Raw genomic sequence first — 18,534 nt, 5'->3', positions numbered from 1 at the left:
GCCGCGCCGCACCGACAACTAGCCGTCAGCGGTATTCGGGAGAGGCTGCGGACGCCAACCCGGCGGGCAGGCCGGGCACCCGTCCCACCGCGTCGAGCAGGGCATGGGCACAGGTGTCGGCGACGAATCCGGCGTCGATCGACGGGTCGGCGAGGCGCTGACGGCACATCTCGAGCGTGAACGCCAGCCAGCCGTAGACGATGGCACGCACATCCCGCTCCAGTTTGGCGTCCAACGGTTGGGCCGCCGCCTCGCCGATACGGCTCATGATCCGGTCGGCCTGCCGGTCGTCGTCGATGCCGCGTAGCACCGGGTCGGTGCGTCCCATGCCCAGGTAGGCCGCCCAGGCACCGTGCGGATGCTCCTCGTCGTACTGCAGGTACGCCATGACGCCGGCCCGCAGTTGGCCGAACAGGTTCTGACCGGGTTCGGTCGGAGTGTTGGTGGCGGCGAACAGGCGCTCGCCCTCAGCCCGCACCACGGCGGCGAAGAATGCCCGTTTGTCCGGGAAGTAGTGGTACATCAGGGCGCGGGACACTCCGGCACGCTCGGCGATCTCGTCGATGCGGACCTGGTCGTAGGGCAGCTGACCGAACACCTCGGCTCCCAACGTCAACAGCTCACTACGGCGGTCGGCGGGGGATAGCCGTCGTCTCGTCTCGGCACCCACCCGGTCAGCTTAACTTCGACGGCCGGTCAGAAGCTCCAGGCGTACTACTTGACGCATGTATAACAGTGGCGGAGGCTGGACACGTGACCGCCCTGGACCACCGGCGTGTGTACCCGAAGCTGCCCCACCCGCCGCGGCGCGTCCCGGTCCTAGGTGACGTGCTCGGCCTGGATGCCGATGCACCATCGCAGTCCGCGGCCGCGCTGGCCGAACTCGGGCCGGTTCTCGAATTCCGTTTCCTTGGTGCGCAATACGTCATCGCGGCAGGGGCCGACGCCGTCATGGACCTCAATGACGAGACCCGGTTCGCCAAGCACATCGGCCCCGATATCGAGGCGCTGCGCATCATCGCCGGTGACGGTCTGTTCACGGCGTACAACGATGAACCGAACTGGCTCAAGGCGCATCAACTACTGATGCCGGCGTTCAGCCAGGCCGCCATGCGCCGCTACCACGGGGTCATGCTCGACGTCGCAGGGGAACTCACCGATCGCTGGGACAGCCGGGATCCGACGGACGTCTCGGCAGACACCACCCGGGTGACCTTGGAAACCATCGGCCGGTGCGCGGCGGGCTACTCATTTGGTTGTTTCGGCTCCGAGCAGACCCACCCGTTCGTCGAACACATGGTGTCTGCTCTACGGGGTTCCGACCGGCTCGGGGTGTTGCGGAAGACATTCCTGCCCGGATTCGTCGCCAGGCGCTATGAGCGACGGGTCCGCCGCGACGCGGCGTACTTGCACGCCCTGGCTGACGACATCGTCGCCAAGCGTCGCGCCAGCGCCTCATCGGGTCACGACGACCTGCTGGCGATCATGCTGGCGTCGGATCTCGATGCCGCCAATATCCGCTACCAGTTGATCAACTTCCTTGTGGCCGGGCATGAAACCACTTCGGGTGCACTGTCGTTCGCGCTGTACTTCCTGTCGCAACATCCCGAGGAATGCGCCCGGGCCCGCGCCGAGGTCGACCAGGTGTGGGGCGACGAGCAGCGGCCCGACTTCGAGAAGGTCGCAAAACTGCGATATGTGCGACGCGTTCTCGACGAGTCGCTGCGGCTGCAGCCGACTGTTCCGGGCTACTACCGGGCCGCCCGTGTGGACACTGTGCTGGCCGGCATCCACCCGATGCGTAAAGGCGACTGGGCGCTTGCGCTGACGATGACCCTGCACCGCGATCCTCGGTGGGGGGTAGATCCGGACCGGTTCGATCCCGACCGATTCCTCCCGGAGCGGGTCCGCGCGCGGCCGGCAGGCCTGTACAAGCCGTTCGGCACCGGGGAAAGATCCTGTATCGGAAGGCAGTTCGCATTGCACGAGGCGGTGTTGCTGCTCGGCGTGCTGCTGCGGCGCTACGATCTGATCGCCGACCCGGATTGTCGGCTGCAGATCCAGGAACGGCTCACGACGATGCCGCGCGGCTTCCGGCTGGAGCTGCGGCGGCGCTGACAAGCGCAACCATTGCCGCCGCGATGGGTGGGTGCTTAGCATGGAAAGAGCCCCTCGACAGGCCCTCACATGGAATGGTTCACCGCACCGGAATACTGGTTGGCCAGACAGGTGTTGCAGCGGGGGACCGCGGCGATCTACCTGATCGCATTCATCGCGGCCGCCCGGCAGTTTCGTGCGCTCATCGGTGAGCGGGGGATGCTGCCCGTGCCCCGATATCTGGCCCGGACACCGTTCCGTCGAGCACCGAGTATCTTCCAATTCCATTATTCTGACCGGTTTTTCGCGGCGACATGCTGGGCCGGTGCGCTCCTGTCGGCAGCGCTGGTCGTGGGTGTGGGTGATCTGGTGCCGTTGTGGGCGGCCATGCTGGTGTGGTTGCTCATCTGGGTGCTCTACCTGTCAATCGTGAACGTCGGTCAGGCGTGGTACTCGTTCGGCTGGGAGTCGCTGCTGCTCGAAACCGGGTTCCTCGTGGCGTTCCTGGGCAATGACGACATCGCGCCCCCGGTGCTGACGCTGTGGCTCGCGCGGTGGCTGGTGTTCCGGGTCGAGTTCGGTGCCGGCCTGATCAAGATCCGCGGTGATCGGTGCTGGCGCAATCTGACCTGCCTGTATTACCACCATGAGACGCAGCCGATTCCGGGCCCGCTGAGCTGGTATTTCCATCACCTTCCCAAACCGCTGCACCGGGTCGAGGTGGCGGGTAACCACGTCGCGCAGCTGGTGGTGCCGTTCCTGTTGTTCACCCCGCAGCCGGTGGCGGGTGTGGCCGCCGTCATCGTCGTGGTGACACAGCTGTGGCTGGTGATATCCGGGAACTTCGCCTGGCTCAACTGGGTGACGATCCTGTTGGCGTGCAGTGTGATCCCGGATTCGTTCGTCGGGGTCGCATCGCCCGCCCTACCCGATCCACCGTACTGGTTCGTCGCCGTAATCATCGCCTTCACGGCGGTGGTGGTCGTCCTGAGTTACTGGCCGGTGCGCAATCTGCTGTCACGCCGACAGCGAATGAACGCGTCTTTCAACCGGTACCACCTGGTGAACACCTACGGGGCGTTCGGCGTGGTCGGCCGCACTCGCGACGAGGTGGTCATCGAAGGCACTGCAGACACCCGACTGACCGAGCACACGATCTGGCACGAGTACGAGTTCAAAGGTAAGCCAGGAGATGTGCACCGCCGGCCGCCGCAGCTCGCCCCATACCACCTGCGCCTGGACTGGTTGATGTGGTTCGTCGCGATATCCCCGGCGTACGGGCAGGACTGGTTGCCTGCTTTCCTGCGGCTGTTGCTCGACAACGACCCCGGCACCGTTCGTCTGTTGCGGCGCAATCCTTTTCCCGAATCGCCTCCGAATTATGTGCGGGCGCGGGTCTACCGGTACCGCTTCAGCAGTCGGCACGAGCTCAGGCACGAAGGGATCTGGTGGCATCGCACCCTGCTGGGAGAATATGTCCCACCGGTCGCCCGCCGCGCGCCGCACGACCAGACCACGGGTGGATGACTGCCTGCTAGGTACCGCGAAGTGTCCTCTGGTAGCGGCGCATTCCCGAGATCCACCGGTCGTAGTCACTGCCTTTGCGGCGATACATGTCGAGCACTTCCGGGTGCGGTAACACCAGGAACCGATCGGCGCGGATCGCATCGACGATATCCGTCGCCACCTGCTCGGCGGTGATCACCGCGCCGGACCGCACCACGGCTTCGGCGCTGGCGTGGGTTTCGGGGTCGGCCGCCGCACGCACCGTATCGAGGAGCGGGGTATCAACACCCAGCGGGCACACACAGCTCACCCCGACGCCGTCATCGCCGTAGGTGATGGCCAGCCACTCGGCGAACCCGACCGCCGCGTGCTTGGTGACGGCGTACCCGGCCGCGCCGATCTGCGACAGCAATCCGGCCGCCGAGGCGACCGAGACGAAATATCCTTCGCCACGCGAGAGCCACTCGGGTACAACGATGTTCGCTGCTCTGATATGCGCCCGCAGGTTGACGTCGAGGATGACGTCCCAGTTCGCATCGGTGCCGAGGCCGGGCGCGCCCATGATCCCGGCGTTGGCGATATAGATGTCGACCGGCCCGAACTCGGCTTCGGCCAACGCGACGAGATTCGCGATGTCCGCGGTGACCGAGGCATCGGCGCGGATGGCCACCGCGGTGCCGCCGGAATCATGAACGAGCTTCGCGGTTTCTGCGGCACCCGTTTCGTCGATATCGCCGACGACCACCCGTGTGCCCGCCGCGCTCAACACCCGCGCCACGGCCCGGCCGATCCCCGAGCCGGCACCGGTGACTATCGCTACCCGGTCTTCGATCTGCATCCCATCTGTTTACCGGACTTTCTGCCGAACGGATGATGAGGCCGCAGCCGCACTCGTCGCCGGGCGGCGGCGACCCGAGTGCCGGTCAGCCGAAGTGCACGCCCTGGGCCAGCGGCAGCTCCGACGAGTAGTTGACGGTATTGGTGGCGCGCCGCATGTAGGCCTTCCAGGCGTCCGATCCGGACTCTCGGCCACCGCCGGTCTGCTTCTCGCCGCCGAACGCCCCGCCGATCTCGGCCCCGGACGTCCCGATGTTGACGTTGGCGATACCGCAGTCGGAGCCGTCAGCTGCTAAGAAACGCTCCGCCTCGCGCACATCGTTGGTGAAGATGGCCGATGAAAGACCCTGCGGCACTGCATTGTTCAGTGCAATGGCCTCGTCTAGCGAATCGTAGGTCAGCACGTAGAGGATCGGCGCGAATGTCTCGGTGTGTACCACGGCCGTCTGGGCGGGCATCCGTACCACCGCGGGCGCCACGTAGAACGCGCCCTCGCCTGATTGCTCCTCGCGTCCGCCCTCGCCTGGTTGCTCCTCGCGTCCGCCTAAGTCACCGAGGTTATGGCGCTCGCCACCGAACACCTCACCACCGTCGGCTCGGGCCTGGTCCAGCGCTCCCACCATGTCGCGGTAGGCGCGCGCGTGAATGAGCGGCCCGACGAGTGTGCCGTCACTTCCCGGGGCGCCGACGGGCAGGCTGCGATATGCCGCGACGATCCGCGTCACCAGCTCGTCAGCGATGCTCGAGTGCACGATCAGCCGGCGAAGCGTGGTGCAGCGCTGCCCCGCAGTACCTGCGGCGGAGAAGACGATCGCGCGTACCGCCAGATCGAGGTCGGCCGACGGAGCGACCACCGCCCCGTTGTTGCCACCGAGCTCGAGTAGGACTTTGCCGAACCGGGCCGCCACCCGCGGCCCGACCTCCCGACCCATCCGCACCGAGCCAGTCGCACTCACCAGCGCCACGCGAGGGTCGTCGACCAGATGCTCGCCGAGCTCACGGCCGCCGAGCAACAGCCGACTCACCGATGCCGGGGCTCCGACATCTGAGGCGGCCCGCTCGATCAGAGCCTGACAGGCGATGGCGGTCAACGGGGTCAGCTCGGACGGTTTCCACACCACGGTGTCCCCACACACGAGCGCGACCGCGGTGTTCCATGCCCACACCGCGACGGGAAAGTTGAAGGCGGTGATGACACCGACCACACCCAGTGGGTGCCAGGTCTCCATGAGTCGGTGGCCCGGGCGTTCGGAGGCGATGGTGCGGCCGTAGAGCTGCCGCGACAGCCCGACGGCGAACTGGCAGACGTCGATCATCTCCTGCACCTCGCCCAGGGCCTCCGAGACGATCTTCCCGGCCTCGATGGTGACCAGTGTCGCCAATGCGTCCTTGTGCTCCACGAGCAACTCACCCAGCCGGCCGACGAGGGCGCCCCGTACCGGCGCGGGGGTGGTACGCCAGACCGAAAATGCCTGTGCAGCTTCGCCTATGGCGGTATCCGCCCGTTCGGGAGTGTCTTCGGCGATGGTGAACAGCACGTCCCCGGTGATGGGCGTACTTGCCGGCACGCCGGCCGGGTGTGCGTCGGGCGGGCCGAGCGTGACTGCCGCGCCGACGGCCTCGAAGGCTTGACGCACCTGACGGCGCAGGTCATCGGCGGTGGGCAAGTGGGTCCGTTCGGTCGTGGTCATCGTGCGCCTTTCTGATCTGCTCGGAATGAGAGCGGGGTCAAGGGGTTACAGTTCGGGCCATGGGTGAACCGGACGAGCAACCGCTGGACGGCATCGACCGGGTCTTGGTACGTGAACTCGTGGCCGACGGCCGGGCCACATTGGCACACCTGGCCGCGGCGGCGGGGTTGTCGGTGTCGGCGGTACAAGCCCGGGTGCGCCGGTTGGAGGCGCGTGGCGTGGTGACCGGATATTCGGCGCGGCTCAATCCCGAGGCGTTGGGCAACATGCTGTCGGCGTTCGTGGCCATCACTCCTCTCGATCCGTCTCAACCCGATGATGCGCCTGCTCGGTTGGAGAGCATCCCCGAAATCGAATCGTGTCATTCGGTGGCCGGTGACGAGAGTTACGTCCTGCAGGTGCGGGTCGCGTCAGCGCGCGCGCTGGAGGACTTGCTGCAACGCATCAGGACCGCGGCCAATGTACGCACCCGTAGCACCGTCATCTTGCAGACATTTTACACCGGAAGGAACTTCATCCCGTAACTATTACGGTTGTCAATAAGCATAGACGTAAAAAGCACGATAAGCTGGTGTCATGACCGCTGTGTTTACACTCATCACTCCCGGCCGTGTGCGCGAGGTGCTGGCTCGCAGCATCCTGACCGACGGCTACGATTTTGTGCTCGATCTGGACCGTTCGGCAGGCTCGTATCTGGTGGACGCCGCCACCGGTGAGCGGTACCTGGACATGTTCACGTTCTTCGCGTCCTCGGCGCTGGGGATGAACCATCCGGCTCTGGCCGACGATCCGAAGTTCCGTGCGGAGTTGCTGCAGGCCGCGATGAACAAGCCGAGCAACTCCGACATCTACAGCGTCCCGATGGCACGTTTCGTCGACACCTTCCGCAGGGTCCTCGGCGATCCCGCATTGCCGCATCTGTTCTTCGTCGATGGCGGCGCACTTGCCGTCGAGAACGCCCTCAAGGTGGCATTCGACTGGAAGAGCCGGCACAACGAAGCGCGCGGGATCGATCCGGCATTGGGCACCAAGGTCTTACATCTGCGCGGGGCCTTCCACGGCCGCAGCGGCTACACACTGTCGCTGACCAACACCGACCCGAACAAGGTGGCCCGCTTCCCGAAGTTCGATTGGCCGCGTATCGACGCTCCCTATATCAGGCCGGGGGCCGACATGGCCGAGGTGGAAGCCGAATCGTTGCGTCAGGCCAGGGCGGCTTTCGAGGCCGATCCGCACGATATCGCCTGTTTCCTGGCCGAGCCGATCCAGGGTGAGGGCGGTGACCGGCACTTCCGGCCGCAGTTCTTCGCCGCGATGCGGGACCTGTGCGACGAGTTCGACGCGCTGCTCGTCTTCGACGAGGTGCAGACCGGGTGCGGGATCACCGGAACCGCTTGGGCCTACCAGCAATTGGGTGTGACGCCCGATGTGGTGGCGTTTGGCAAGAAAACGCAGGTGTGTGGCGTGATGGCGGGCGGCCACACGGGTGGGGAGCGGTATGGAACCGGCGCACGCGCGGAGCGGTATATAACCCGGATCGACGAGGTTGCCGACAACGTGTTCACCGTCAGCTCCCGGATCAACTCCACATGGGGAGGCAACCTGGTCGACATGGTTCGGTCGCGGCGCATCCTGGAGGTCCTCGAGGGCGACCGGTTGCTGGACAATGCGGCGTCGACCGGTCGGTATCTGCTCGGCGGGTTGCAGCAGTTGGCACATGAATTCCCGGAGCTGGTGCTCGATCCCCGCGGGCGTGGACTGATGTGTGCTTTCAGCTTGCCGACTCCCGCCGAGCGTGATGCGCTGATCCGTCGACTGTGGGATCGGCACGTCGTCATGCTGCCCAGCGGTACTCACAGCGTCCGGTTCCGGCCGGCATTGACGGTATCCCGCAGCGAAATCGACGCCGCCGTTGACGCCGTGCGCGCCGCGATTCGTTAAACGCATCGCGACGAACTCGTCGACCGACACCGGAACGCTATTGCGTGACGGCCCGCCGGATCACTGATTTCAACCGAGGGAGATCCGCACCCCCGACAAGCTCGCAGCCGTGCAACTCGGCGAGTTTGCGTGCGGCAGGAGTGAACTCGTGGTTGGTCACCACCATGGTCTTGGCGCAGTCCTGCATCGGTGCGCCGGCGACCACTTCCTGGACTGCACCCGCCCCGACCGGGCGGCCTTGCCGCTTGCACTGAACGGCAAGACGATTGGGCCGGTGCCCGACGATCAGGTCGACACCCCAATCCCCACTGAGGGGAGTCATGATGACCGGCACACCGCAGGACCGGGCGATGCGCGCCACATAGTCCTCGAACTCCAGTCCAGTCATCTCCGTAGTCTTGTTCTCGTGCGAACCGGGGGTAGTGATTCCTGCCAGGGCCCCGAGCAGAAAGCGGGGCGCTATCAAGAGCGCGACCGCCACGCATACTCCGGCTCCGAGACTGACCGCCGGGCTACTGCCGTTCAGGTGTAGTGCGGCGCCGCACGCCACACCTGCCGTCAGATAGAGCTTGAAACTCAGCCGCGTCACGCAACGAACGCTAGACGTCGGCACCGACATTTAGGGCCGCTGGTGGGCCTGCTCACGCTGTTCGGCCGCTTTGGCCCGTGCGCGTGCGGAATCGGCCTCTGCCTCCTTCTTGGCGACATCCTGTTGAGCATCGGCCTTGTCCTGCTGGGCCTTACCCTCACGGACCAGGTCTTCGCGCCCGGTTACCGTGCCGATGGCTTCCTTTGCCTTGCCCTTCGCGTCTTCGACGATGCCCTTGACTGCTTCCTCGGGACCTGACTTCTTCTCGGTCATACTTACCTTCCGCTACTGGAGTGGATTGGTCACTACACGCACCGTTGCGTGTCCGACCCGTATTCCCGATGCTCTCGTTGCGAAACCTGAAACCGTAGTCAACTCTTGCGCAATTCTGCCAAAACGGTTACCAGAGGGGCAATCTGAGGGCTTTGGGGTTTACACCCTGTGCTGCGCGGGTACCGGAGGTAGTGCCCCGCGAAAGGAATGAGATGACAGCCTTTGCCGTCGACGGTGTGTATCCGCCGCAGCAGGATTCTCAGCTGCTGATCGACGTGCTGGCTCGCAGCGGTCCGCTGCAGCGCCGGCGCGTTGCGGATCTCGGTACCGGAAGTGGAGTCGTGGCGGTCGCGGCCGCCCAACTGGGAGCGACTTCCGTTACGGCATTCGACATCTGCCCCAACGCCGTCCGATGCGCTCGCAGGAATGCCTTGGCTGCCGGCGCGGATGTTCACGTCAAGCTCGGCTCCTGGACGCAGGCGTTGGAATGCGAACCGTTCGACATCGTGGTGTGTAATCCGCCCTACGTCCCCTCTGGCGTCGACGTCGACACCAGCTCGGTCCCGCCGTGGTCCGGGCCGATGGCCGCCTGGAATGGTGGTGCGGACGGCCGCCTTGTTCTCGATCCGCTGTGTGCGGCGGCGCCGCGCATGCTGACCGACGGTGGAACGCTGCTGCTTGTCCAGTCGGAATTCTCGGGTATCACCGAGTCGGTGACATTGCTTCGCGGGTTGGGTATGAAAACGAAAATAATTGCTGTACAGGCGATTCCATTCGGCCCGGTATTGTCGGCACACGCCTCCGGTCTCGAAGCTTCGGGCCGGCTCAGCCCGGGGCGTCGTCATGAGCTACTGGTGGTGATCAGGGCGGACAAGCGATGAGCGAGTGCCGAGTTGTTCGGGTGGTGGCGGGTGGACCGATATTGGTCGAGGGGCCGGTGCGGATCGAGACGCCGGATGGGCGCATTGTTGAATCGTCACGATTCATGGTGGCCATCTGCGCCTGCCGCCGGTCGAAGAACTATCCACTGTGCGATACCAGCCACCGCAAGGCCAGACGATCAGTCAAGCGGGCGAAGTAACGAGCTGCGCTCGGATTTCCAGCATTTCATCATCCAGTCGGCGAGCCGGTTTTCCACGACTTCCCAGGCACGGATACCGAACACCACGTCAGCAGCCAGCGCAGGCTCGGCCGACAGGAGGCTATTGATCACCTCGGTGCGGACCACCTGTTCGTGGACCGCGTCTGCCTCGACATGCTCGCGGTAGAACTTGACGCATGCGTTCGGCGCCGACATCCGTTGCAGCGCGGCCACCATTCGCTGTGAGCCCGGGGAGGATGTGATCTCCGTCGCCGCGAAATGTCCTACCGCCGCGCCGCGGAGACGACGGTGCAGTCCGAACAGCGACATCAGAGTGACCGTGAGCAAGGATTCCGCGGGCACGGCACCGATGTACCCGAGATAGCTGTTGTCGAGTCCAGCGGCCAGCATGAGGTCGGCGAACAACTGTTGGTGCACTTGACTTCCCGAGCCCGCGCCGAACTCGTCGAACTCGATGGCGACGAACGAGGCCTTCGCCTGCCCGGCGAGTCTGGGAATCAACCAGGCGTGCGGGTCGCCTTCCTTGAGGTGGTACACCGATCGGTGCGCGAAGTACTCGCGCATCTGCTGCCACGTGCCGTGATCCCGCAGGTGGTAGCTGGGGCCGGTGCCGTCGACGGGTTCGACCGACAGTCGGTCCATCTCGTCGGCCGGGGTCGCGGCCGGTTCCACCGTCCCAATCTCGCGGCGAAGCGCCGTAAGGAACACGCGTTCCAATCGCGAACGCAAATGCAGCAGACCGGCGTTCCATTCCCAGGCCGGGTCGGCCTCCGCGAAACCCCGGTAGTGCAGTTCGTAGCACACGTAGAGCGCCAGTTGCAGGTCCAGACCCAGCGGGTCGGAGTCGTGCAATCGTGCTTCGACCGGCTCGAGGTGAGCGTGGGGGGTGCATCGGTTAAGCAGTTCGATGACCACGGCTGAAACAGGTCCGCGGGCGTCGGGTAGCTTGGGCTGCGCACAAATCGGGAAAGTCGTCATATCGGCCGGGGGTATTCCCCGCCCGACGCACTGCAAAACGTCTATGGCGACTCCTGCTCGCAGGAACGGCTACCCGATGGCGGAAAAGGGCAACCGTCAGCGCCGCGTTTGAACCTGCCGAATCCCGGGAAAACGCGGACGTGGATGGTCGGTGGATCGGCATCCGCCGACCGATGAGCCGAGAGGAGCAATGATGGGGAACACCGCCAAGGACCCTGTGGATCATGCCCGTACGACCCGACCGCACGCCGGCGAGACGATGAAAGACACGGCCAACATGCCGGCATTGGTCTTGCTCTTTGTGGCTGTGGTGTCATTCTTCGCGTGTCTGGCGGCATTCGGAACCTCACACGGCGATGTCGGCACATGGTTGGCCGTGATCTCCGCCCTTCTGTTCGTGGCCAGCGGATGGTGGTTCGGCCTCGAGCATTGGCGGGTGCGTCGGAACGAACGTCAATGGAACGCCCGCCACCCCGGCGCGGGCGGCCGACCCGAGAGCAGCTGAGGCCAAAACTCTTCGCGCGTTTAAGAGTCGGTTGCCCGGGTATTTCCGCCCAATGGATTCAGACTTCCCGCGCACAGTGCTTGCGTGGCATGTCCACGGCTCGTGGATGGAGTCGTTCGTCGCAGGCCCGCACCGCTATCTGGTACCCGTCAACGGTGCCAAGGATGCAGATGGCCGGGGCCTTATTGGCCGCAGTTGGCCACGCGCAGAAGAAGTTTCGACAGACAAACTAAGAGATCAGGACATCGACCTGATCGTGCTGCAGCGGCCGCACGAGATCGAGTTGGCCGCCGAGTTGCTGGGTCGGCGTCCCGGTGTCGACGTACCGGCGGTGTATGTCGAGCACAACGCCCCTCGACCGTACGCTGCGGACAGTCAACACGTACTGGCCACGCGCACCGATATCCCGATCGTCCACGTCACCGAGTTCAACAGGTTGATGTGGGACAACGGGGTTGCCCCGACGAGGGTGATCACCCACGGAATCGCCGATCCCGGCAATCTGTACACAGGCGATGTGGCTGCGGCAGCGACGATGATCAACGAACCGCTGCGTCGCTGGCGCACTGTCGGGGCGGATCTCCTCGACGAGCTCAGCAGCCAGGTCCCGATCGACGTGTGGGGCATCGGCTCTCGGGAACTCAACAGGAAAGGCGCCCTTGCGGCGGTGCGCGGTAAGGGCGACGTTCCGCACCCGCATGTCCTGCATCAGATTGTCCGCCGTCGCGTGTACCTGCACACCGCGCGATGGACGTCCTTGGGCATCTCGCTGATCGAGGCGATGTTCCTCGGGATGCCGATCGTTGCGATCGGCTCGACGATGGCGCCGATGACGGTATTCGCCGAGGCCGGCGTCGTCAGCGCCGATGTGAAGACGCTTGCCTACGCGCTGCAGGGATTCGTGACCGACGTGTCGGCGGCTGCGGTTGCGGGTAAGGCAGCGCGCGCATACGCGCTGGCGCACTTCACCCTTGACCGGTTCGTCAACGACTGGGACCGCGTCATCGCCGAGTGCTGCCGATGAGTTCCCGAAGGAGGATGTGAATGAAAATCGCAATGGTCTCCGAGCACGCCAGTCCGCTGGCGGCGCTCGGAGGAACCGATGCCGGTGGCCAGAACGTCCACGTGGCCGAGCTTTCCGCGGCGTTGAGCCGACAAGGTCATCGGGTAGTCGTCTACACCCGACGAAACGACCCGAATCTGCCGCAACGAACGACGACACCGCACGGATACACCGTCGTACACGTCCCTGCCGGTCCGGCTGAACACGTGCCCAAGGACGAATTGCTGCAATACATGGGCGAATTCGCAAGATTTCTCGACCGCGCCTGGACGGTCCAACGGCCGGATGTCGTGCACGCACATTTCTGGATGTCGGGAGTCGCCAGCCAACTGGCCGCCCGGCATCTGAATCTTCCTGCGGTGCAGACATTCCATGTTCTCGGCGTGGTCAAGCGCAGGCATCAGGGCGAGCTGGACACCAGCCCACCCGAGCGGCTCAAGCTTGAGGCCATGGTGGCGCGTGGGGCGACCTGGGTGACAGCGACGTGCACGGATGAGGTGTTCGAGCTCATGCGACTGGGACGGTCGCGGTCCCGGACCTCGGTGGTGCCCTGCGGCGTGGATCTGGAACTGTTCACCCCCGAAGGACCTAAGTCACGCCGTGGTGCGCCGCACCGTATCGTCAGCGTCGGTAGATTCGTGCCGCGCAAGGGTTTTGATCTCGCGATCCGGGCGTTGCCCAGTCTTCCCGACACGGAACTGGTGATCGTGGGCGGTCCGGACCGGGTCGGGCTCAAAGCAGATCCGGAAGCACGCCGGTTGCGGGCACTGGCTCGAGAACTCGGTGTCGCCAGTCGGGTCAAGCTTCGCGGATCAGTGGCCCGCGCTGACATGCCGGCCGTGTTACGGTCGGCCGATATCGTCGCGTGCACGCCGTGGTATGAGCCCTTCGGCATCGTGCCGCTGGAAGCGATGGCGTGTGGTGTCCCGGTGGTCGCCTCGGCTGTCGGCGGGATGCTCGATACGGTTGTGCACGACGTCACGGGTCGGCTTGTCCCGCCGAAGCGACCGGATCTGTTGGCCGACACGCTCTCCAGTCTGCTGCGCGACGACTTCCTGCGCCGCAGCCTCGGCGCCGCGGGCCGGGACCGCGCGCGATCACGCTACTCATGGAACCGGATCGCCGCTGACACCCTGCGGGTCTACGACCGAATAGGCCCCGCGGTCTACGTATCACCGACGATGTCTGGTGTCGTCTCTCGGAGCGCTGTTCAATGAAGGATTGGTAGCGGAAGACAAAGATGCGGCGCTCGCTCACTGGAAGCGGAGGAAAAGATTCTTGGCGTTGCCGGAGTTGATCGCGGTGGCCTGCTCGGCTGTGAGGCCGGTCTCCTCGTCGAGGATTCGGCTGAACTCCGCCGACACAGCGCGCGAGGCGTATGGGTAGTCGACCAGCGGTCCCGGTACCCCGGCCAGCGGCGGCAGCGGGCGGGCCGGGTGTACGAACACCACCGCGGATCGACGACCTGTCCCAACACCTCCTGGTGTTCATCCGGTCATCCGACGCTGCGGACCCGCAGAACAGCAGGCGACGGCCGTCGGTGTAGCCCGCGTCCGCCGACTACGCTGCGGCACAGGCATATTCGAGCACGAGCTGACCGGGCGCCGACTCGTCACACGGCAAAGAAGGCATCTGGCGAAGCTTCCGCGGCGGTGATCGAGCCGGTGATCCGCCGGCTTCGCAGTGCCGACAATGCCGTCGCGACGGTCGCCTCGATGGGCAGCTGCCCATCGAGGTCGCAAACGCGGAGCACTCGGGCAACGGCGGGGCTGGGTATCAGTACCCAGCCGACACCTTCACGTCCGCAGCGCATGTTCAGGTTGTGCAGCGCCGGGAAGCAGGAGATCGCGAAAAACCCGACGGCCATGAGATCGAGGATGAGCTCTTTGCTATGGCTGATATGGCCCACCGCGTACTCCGCGAATTGGCGGGCGTTGGCCGCGTCGAGTTCGCCGTACGCGGTCACCACTGCAGTGCACGACCGGGCCCAGTGAGTGCTGAAGCCTGCGGTTTGGTCACCGCGAAGACTGTACTGTTTTCCGGCAGTAAGCGGCACGTTGACAACAGACACGTTGCCTCCATCAATCGAAATAGTCGATTCTTGTATGGCACGCAAACGAGCTCTGGTTTTTCAAAGCAATGGGTACAGGGAGTCTTGCATAGCCCTGCACGCCGACGCGCGTGTGCGGCTGTGAACTCAACCTAGATATGACTCTACGTCGCTTGGGCGGTGGGGACAATCGTCTTAAGGGATCTCTCATAGCTGGGCAGCTGCCGCGGTGTCGATCGGAAGACTTGCGACGGATCGTCAGGCGGGAATCATGTCGGTCACCCGGTCCCATACCCGGTGTCGTTCGACAGCTCCGACGAAAGCTCCGATGAACGCGTCGTCGAGGTCGTCGGCGCCGCTGTCGGAGGTGACCACGCCGGTATCTGCGCCGGCGACGGAGCCATTCATCGGCCGAGTTCTCACTCCGGCGGCCTGCAGCACATCGATGCCTGCGCCGAATGCAGCAACGGGCTTCAGGTGCTTGTATGCCTCGCTCACGAAATGAACCATCGATCCGTCTTGTGTGAGCTGCCCGGCCGATTCGGCTCCGCCAGGAACCAGCACTGCGTCGTAGAGCGCTGAAGAGGTGGTATTGATGCCGAGATCCACCGTGAGTTCGTCGCCGGTATCACCGCGCACGGTGCCACCGGCCATTGTGCTGATCATGTCCACTGTGGCGCCCAGCCGCTGCAGTGCCGCCATCGCCCGCTCGGTCCCGCGCGCATCGACTCCGCTGGCCACCAGGACGGCGATGCGTCGTGTGTCGATCGTGTGGGGGGCGGCCGTGAGCTGAGATAGGGCAGGGGAGGGCGGCTGCCGGTCCTCGATGGGAACTGCCGTGGGCGCCGTCAGCCCAAGCTTTGCGGCGACCCGTTCTGCGAGATCGTGGTCGATCATGTTGAGCTGTTCGATGACACGCGGGCGAATGCCGGTGGTGGGTCCGACTTTTCCGAGCTCGAAGGCGAACGCGGCAACAATATGCTCGGCTTCCACCTGGGACATGCTGTCCCAGAACATCCGCGGCTGGCTGTAATAGTCTTTGAAGCTCTCCGCGCGTTGGCGAATCTTGTGTCCGTCAACGCGTTCGGTGTAGTGGCGGAAGACGTCGTCATCGGCGATGGCGGGGCAGCCACCGCCGAGGGTGTTCTTGTAGTAGCTCGACGGACCTTGCGGAATCGTTTGCTGACCATAGCCGTCGCGCTGGTTGTTGCGAACGTCGGCGACGGGGCGGTTGATGGGCAGCTGGGCGAAGTTGGGTCCGCCCAACCGAATGAGCTGGGTGTCGAGGTAGGAGAAGTTGCGGAACTGCAGCAACGGATCGTTCGTGAAATCGATGCCCGGCACGACGTTGGCGGTGTGGAACGCCACCTGCTCGGTTTCGGCGAAGAAGTTGTCCGGGTTGCGGTCGAGCACCATCCGTCCCACCGGGAGCACCGGGACACGTTCCTCGGGGACGACCTTGGTCGCGTCGAGCAGATCGAATGGGAACTCGAACTCGTCGGCCTCGGGGATCAGCTGTACCCCGAACTCCCACTCCGGATAATGGCCGGCTTCGATTGCCTCCCAGAGGTCGCGGCGGTTGAAGTCGGGATCCTTCCCGGCGATCTGCTGGCACTCCTCCCAGATGAGCGAATGCACCCCGAGTAGTGGCTTCCAATGGAATTTGACGAAAATACCTTGGCCCGATGCATTTACGAGCCGGAACGTGTGTACGCCGAACCCTTGCATCATGCGGTAGCTTCGGGGCAGCGCGCGGTCGGACATCAGCCACATGATGGCGTGCAGGGTCTCCGGTTGCAGCGAGACGAAGTCCCACAGGGTGTTGTGTGCCGACGCTGCCTGGGGAATCTCGTTGTGCGGCTCGGGTTTGACGGCGTGGACGAAGTCGGGGAACTTGATACCGTCCTGGATGAAGAAGACCGGGAAGTTGTTACCGACAAGGTCGTAGTTACCTTGTCCGGTATAGAACTTCGTGGCGAAGCCACGCACATCTCGGACGGTGTCCGCTGAGCCGCGGGAGCCGGCGACCGTGGAGAACCGGACGAAGACGGGGGTCCGAAGGCCGGGGGTGGTCAAGAACTTTGCCGCGGTGAACTCTGCCAGACCGTCGTCGTAGGGCTCGAAATAGCCATAGGCGCCTGCACCTCTGGCGTGGACGACACGCTCGGGAATCCGCTCGTGATCGAAGTGGGTCACCTTCTCCCTGGCGTGGAAGTCCTCCAGGAGAGTCGGGCCGCGCTCACCGGCGGTGAGCGCGTCGTCGGTATGGTCGACGCGCACGCCTTGTTGGGTCGTCAAGTACGCCTTGGCATTGTCTACGCGCGCATTGTCGAGCTGCCGCTGCTTCGGGTTCGGGGTGTTGTTCACCGTATTCCTCTCATTGCGGGGACGCTTGGCCGGTGGGTACCCGAGGTCCTCACACGCAAACACCGCAGATGTCTCGGGTCAAAGCCTGAGCCCGTCAGAGAGAGGCTGCTCTGGCGTAGTCGCGGGCGACGGCGTCCTCGTCTGAGGCCGGGGTGACCTGCTTGATGAACTCACCGACATAGCGGATGGCCCGGCGTCCCTCTGGGAGGATGTCAGCCGCCAGCGGGAAGTCGTGGATCTGCCCGTCCCACAGGTGTAGATCGCAGGTTGCTCCGGCATCGTTCATGCGCTGGTACATCAGCTCGGCATCGGACAGCAGCAACTCGTCGGTGCTCACATGGATCGAAACCGGTGGCATGTCCGTCAGCTTCGCATCGACGGGAGAGATGATGTGCCGGTTGAATGCGCTGCGGCGCTGCGTCGCGAGGTGGCGGGCGAATACCGACATGGCGCGCGCGGTGAACATCGAGCACCGACCCGAATTGGGTTGGTTTAGTTTGCTTTCCGGGTTCAGATCGGTCAGCGGCGAAATCGCGGCCACGCCTGCTGGGGTGTGACCACGCCGCAGCAGTTCCAGCGTGGTGACAAGCGCAAGATAACCACCGGCGGAGTCGCCTGCCAGTACGATGTCGCGGTCCTGATAGCCACGGCGCACGAGCCATCGGAGCCCGTCCAGAGCATCGGCGACCGCTGCCGACGGACCGTAGTTGGGCAGCATGCGATATCCGATGTTGAGAACTTCGGCGTCCGCGGCGCGCGACAGCCGTGTCACCAGGGGCCGGTGGGTGTTGAGCCCACAGGTCAGGAACGCACCACCGTGCAGATACAGCACCGCACGGCGCGCTGATATGCCTGCCGCGCAGATCAACTCGGCGGGACACGAGGGCAGATCGATCAGCTCGACGGACACCGCCGCCGGCAGCGGCGCGAACTCTGCGAGGCGATCGATCGTGTCGAACGGCCAGCGCATCTTCGGTTGCAGTGCCCACATCCGAACGGCGTTCTTGACGATGACTCGGCACCCGGCCTCCAGCGCCAAAGATTGTGGGCTCCGGTGATGATGGTGATGCCGCTTGCCCACGACCGGGCTACGGGCGCAGGCGCCGGCATCGCGTCGGGCTGTTCTCATGGCGATCAACTCCTGTCCCTGACAGGGATACCCCAGGTGGCGGGACCGAAACGGCTATTGATCGAATCATGTTTGGCCCGTTCTGGTTTCGCTTTGACCACTACAACGGTCACGGTCGCGACGGCGCCATCAAACTCGTGGTGATCCTTTCCTGCGGGTCACCGCTTCGTCGCCCGAAAAGGTGATGACGTCGTCCGGGTCTTTGTCATAGAAGCTGAACACCCCACTGCCCTCGCCGGAGGCCACCTGAATCTCGTTCACGGTAAACCAGCGGTCTGCCGCCGGATCTCTTATGACATCGCCCTCTGCGACGTCGCCGGGAAGGATCGTCTCAACCGCGCAGTCAGCCGTCATACGGGTGGATTACCCAGCGTTTCCGGCGGTTACTCCCCGCGGCATGCGGGTA

20 protein-coding genes are annotated in these 18,534 nt (G+C 64.6%); 9 read left to right on the top strand and 11 right to left on the bottom strand.

Annotation, left to right across the window (positions count from 1 at the left end; genetic code table 11):
- Positions 1–25 precede the first annotated feature (25 nt).
- Positions 26–670, bottom strand: a complete 645-nt coding sequence (locus tag H276_RS0111365; RefSeq protein WP_019971433.1) for a TetR/AcrR family transcriptional regulator — start codon at positions 668–670, stop codon at positions 26–28.
- A gap of 83 nt (positions 671–753) precedes the next feature.
- Between H276_RS0111365 and H276_RS0111360 the strand changes: the two genes are divergently transcribed.
- Positions 754–2,118, top strand: coding sequence for a cytochrome P450 (locus tag H276_RS0111360; RefSeq protein WP_019971432.1), 1,365 nt, complete (start codon positions 754–756; stop codon positions 2,116–2,118).
- Positions 2,119–2,187: 69 nt separating this feature from the next.
- Positions 2,188–3,624 carry a lipase maturation factor family protein gene (locus H276_RS0111355; protein WP_019971431.1) on the top strand — a complete coding sequence of 479 codons (1,437 nt, stop codon included), beginning with the start codon at positions 2,188–2,190 and terminating at the stop codon, positions 3,622–3,624.
- Between the two features lie 7 nt (positions 3,625–3,631).
- On the opposite strand, the gene H276_RS0111350 is transcribed toward H276_RS0111355, so the two are convergent.
- Both H276_RS0111350 and H276_RS0111345 read right to left on the bottom strand, forming a co-directional pair.
- Complete coding sequence (locus H276_RS0111350; protein ID WP_019971430.1) at positions 3,632–4,441, bottom strand: SDR family oxidoreductase; 810 nt, start codon at positions 4,439–4,441, stop codon at positions 3,632–3,634.
- 85 nt (positions 4,442–4,526) lie between these two features.
- Positions 4,527–6,131 (bottom strand): aldehyde dehydrogenase family protein, encoded by a 1,605-nt coding sequence (locus H276_RS0111345; RefSeq protein WP_019971429.1) that lies wholly within the window; start codon positions 6,129–6,131, stop codon positions 4,527–4,529.
- Positions 6,132–6,190: 59 nt separating this feature from the next.
- Between H276_RS0111345 and H276_RS0111340 the strand changes: the two genes are divergently transcribed.
- On the top strand, positions 6,191–6,655 hold the full coding sequence (locus H276_RS0111340) for an Lrp/AsnC family transcriptional regulator (protein WP_019971428.1): 465 nt from the start codon (positions 6,191–6,193) through the stop codon (positions 6,653–6,655).
- A 52-nt stretch (positions 6,656–6,707) separates the two neighbouring features.
- Positions 6,708–8,072: an L-lysine 6-transaminase gene (gene lat, locus H276_RS0111335; RefSeq protein ID WP_019971427.1), complete on the top strand. Its 1,365-nt coding sequence runs from the start codon at positions 6,708–6,710 to the stop codon at positions 8,070–8,072.
- 37 nt (positions 8,073–8,109) lie between these two features.
- Here lat and H276_RS0111330 read toward each other — a convergent pair whose 3' ends face one another.
- Both H276_RS0111330 and H276_RS0111325 read right to left on the bottom strand, forming a co-directional pair.
- Positions 8,110–8,661 (bottom strand): restriction endonuclease, encoded by a 552-nt coding sequence (locus H276_RS0111330; RefSeq protein WP_019971426.1) that lies wholly within the window; start codon positions 8,659–8,661, stop codon positions 8,110–8,112.
- 30 nt (positions 8,662–8,691) lie between these two features.
- Positions 8,692–8,934, bottom strand: coding sequence for a CsbD family protein (locus H276_RS0111325; protein ID WP_019971425.1), 243 nt, complete (start codon positions 8,932–8,934; stop codon positions 8,692–8,694).
- 212 nt (positions 8,935–9,146) lie between these two features.
- Here H276_RS0111325 and H276_RS0111320 point away from each other — a divergent pair, with 212 nt between their 5' ends.
- Together H276_RS0111320 and H276_RS24055 are read left to right on the top strand one after the other, a co-directional pair.
- Positions 9,147–9,815, top strand: a complete 669-nt coding sequence (locus H276_RS0111320) for a HemK2/MTQ2 family protein methyltransferase (RefSeq protein WP_019971424.1) — start codon at positions 9,147–9,149, stop codon at positions 9,813–9,815.
- Positions 9,812–10,015 carry a CDGSH iron-sulfur domain-containing protein gene (locus H276_RS24055; RefSeq protein WP_081625445.1) on the top strand — a complete coding sequence of 68 codons (204 nt, stop codon included), beginning with the start codon at positions 9,812–9,814 and terminating at the stop codon, positions 10,013–10,015. The genes H276_RS0111320 and H276_RS24055 overlap by 4 nt, the downstream gene beginning before the upstream one ends.
- Here the strand turns inward: H276_RS24055 and H276_RS0111315 are convergent.
- Positions 9,995–11,014, bottom strand: a complete 1,020-nt coding sequence (locus H276_RS0111315) for an iron-containing redox enzyme family protein (RefSeq protein WP_026356862.1) — start codon at positions 11,012–11,014, stop codon at positions 9,995–9,997. The two genes, H276_RS24055 and H276_RS0111315, sit on opposite strands and share 21 nt — an antisense overlap.
- 193 nt (positions 11,015–11,207) lie before the next feature.
- Between H276_RS0111315 and usfY the strand changes: the two genes are divergently transcribed.
- From usfY to H276_RS0111300, 3 genes are read left to right on the top strand one after another with little or no spacing between them, the layout of a single operon-like run.
- On the top strand, positions 11,208–11,519 hold the full coding sequence (gene usfY / locus H276_RS0111310) for a protein UsfY (RefSeq protein ID WP_155943047.1): 312 nt from the start codon (positions 11,208–11,210) through the stop codon (positions 11,517–11,519).
- Positions 11,520–11,571: 52 nt separating this feature from the next.
- Positions 11,572–12,543 (top strand): glycosyltransferase, encoded by a 972-nt coding sequence (locus H276_RS0111305; RefSeq protein WP_019971421.1) that lies wholly within the window; start codon positions 11,572–11,574, stop codon positions 12,541–12,543.
- Positions 12,544–12,563: 20 nt separating this feature from the next.
- On the top strand, positions 12,564–13,799 hold the full coding sequence (locus H276_RS0111300) for a glycosyltransferase (RefSeq protein ID WP_019971420.1): 1,236 nt from the start codon (positions 12,564–12,566) through the stop codon (positions 13,797–13,799).
- 36 nt (positions 13,800–13,835) lie between these two features.
- Here H276_RS0111300 and H276_RS0111295 read toward each other — a convergent pair whose 3' ends face one another.
- The 5 genes from H276_RS0111295 to H276_RS0111275 form a co-directional block, all read right to left on the bottom strand.
- Complete coding sequence (locus H276_RS0111295) at positions 13,836–14,033, bottom strand: hypothetical protein (RefSeq protein WP_019971419.1); 198 nt, start codon at positions 14,031–14,033, stop codon at positions 13,836–13,838.
- A 161-nt stretch (positions 14,034–14,194) separates the two neighbouring features.
- Positions 14,195–14,548, bottom strand: coding sequence for an STAS domain-containing protein (locus tag H276_RS0111290; RefSeq protein ID WP_231376656.1), 354 nt, complete (start codon positions 14,546–14,548; stop codon positions 14,195–14,197).
- A gap of 342 nt (positions 14,549–14,890) precedes the next feature.
- Positions 14,891–16,999 carry a catalase gene (locus H276_RS0111285; protein WP_019971417.1) on the bottom strand — a complete coding sequence of 703 codons (2,109 nt, stop codon included), beginning with the start codon at positions 16,997–16,999 and terminating at the stop codon, positions 14,891–14,893.
- A 94-nt stretch (positions 17,000–17,093) separates the two neighbouring features.
- A complete protein-coding gene (locus H276_RS22870; protein ID WP_196807890.1) occupies positions 17,094–18,128 on the bottom strand; it encodes an alpha/beta hydrolase in 1,035 nt (344 codons plus the stop codon).
- 129 nt (positions 18,129–18,257) lie between these two features.
- A complete protein-coding gene (locus H276_RS0111275) occupies positions 18,258–18,482 on the bottom strand; it encodes a hypothetical protein (RefSeq protein WP_019971415.1) in 225 nt (74 codons plus the stop codon).
- Between the last annotated feature and the right edge of the window lie 52 nt (positions 18,483–18,534).

It is taken from the genome of Mycobacterium sp. 141, assembly GCF_000382405.1.
In the GTDB taxonomy this organism is placed as follows: domain Bacteria; phylum Actinomycetota; class Actinomycetes; order Mycobacteriales; family Mycobacteriaceae; genus Mycobacterium.
The sequence above is the reverse complement of the archived record's forward strand: the minus strand, read 5'-3'. Positions and strand labels throughout refer to the sequence as shown.

Coding starts and splice junctions, on each gene's coding strand:
- H276_RS0111305 (WP_019971421.1), top strand. CDS start 11,572: ATGGATTCAGACTTCCCGCGCACAGTGCTTGCGTGGCATGTCCACGGC.
- usfY (WP_155943047.1), top strand. CDS start 11,208: ATGGGGAACACCGCCAAGGACCCTGTGGATCATGCCCGTACGACCCGA.
- H276_RS22870 (WP_196807890.1), bottom strand. CDS start 18,128: ATGAGAACAGCCCGACGCGATGCCGGCGCCTGCGCCCGTAGCCCGGTC.
- H276_RS0111315 (WP_026356862.1), bottom strand. CDS start 11,014: ATGACGACTTTCCCGATTTGTGCGCAGCCCAAGCTACCCGACGCCCGC.
- H276_RS0111275 (WP_019971415.1), bottom strand. CDS start 18,482: ATGACGGCTGACTGCGCGGTTGAGACGATCCTTCCCGGCGACGTCGCA.
- H276_RS0111355 (WP_019971431.1), top strand. CDS start 2,188: ATGGAATGGTTCACCGCACCGGAATACTGGTTGGCCAGACAGGTGTTG.
- lat (WP_019971427.1), top strand. CDS start 6,708: ATGACCGCTGTGTTTACACTCATCACTCCCGGCCGTGTGCGCGAGGTG.
- H276_RS0111345 (WP_019971429.1), bottom strand. CDS start 6,131: ATGACCACGACCGAACGGACCCACTTGCCCACCGCCGATGACCTGCGC.
- H276_RS0111300 (WP_019971420.1), top strand. CDS start 12,564: ATGAAAATCGCAATGGTCTCCGAGCACGCCAGTCCGCTGGCGGCGCTC.
- H276_RS0111320 (WP_019971424.1), top strand. CDS start 9,147: ATGACAGCCTTTGCCGTCGACGGTGTGTATCCGCCGCAGCAGGATTCT.
- H276_RS0111350 (WP_019971430.1), bottom strand. CDS start 4,441: ATGCAGATCGAAGACCGGGTAGCGATAGTCACCGGTGCCGGCTCGGGG.
- H276_RS0111325 (WP_019971425.1), bottom strand. CDS start 8,934: ATGACCGAGAAGAAGTCAGGTCCCGAGGAAGCAGTCAAGGGCATCGTC.
- H276_RS0111340 (WP_019971428.1), top strand. CDS start 6,191: ATGGGTGAACCGGACGAGCAACCGCTGGACGGCATCGACCGGGTCTTG.
- H276_RS24055 (WP_081625445.1), top strand. CDS start 9,812: ATGAGCGAGTGCCGAGTTGTTCGGGTGGTGGCGGGTGGACCGATATTG.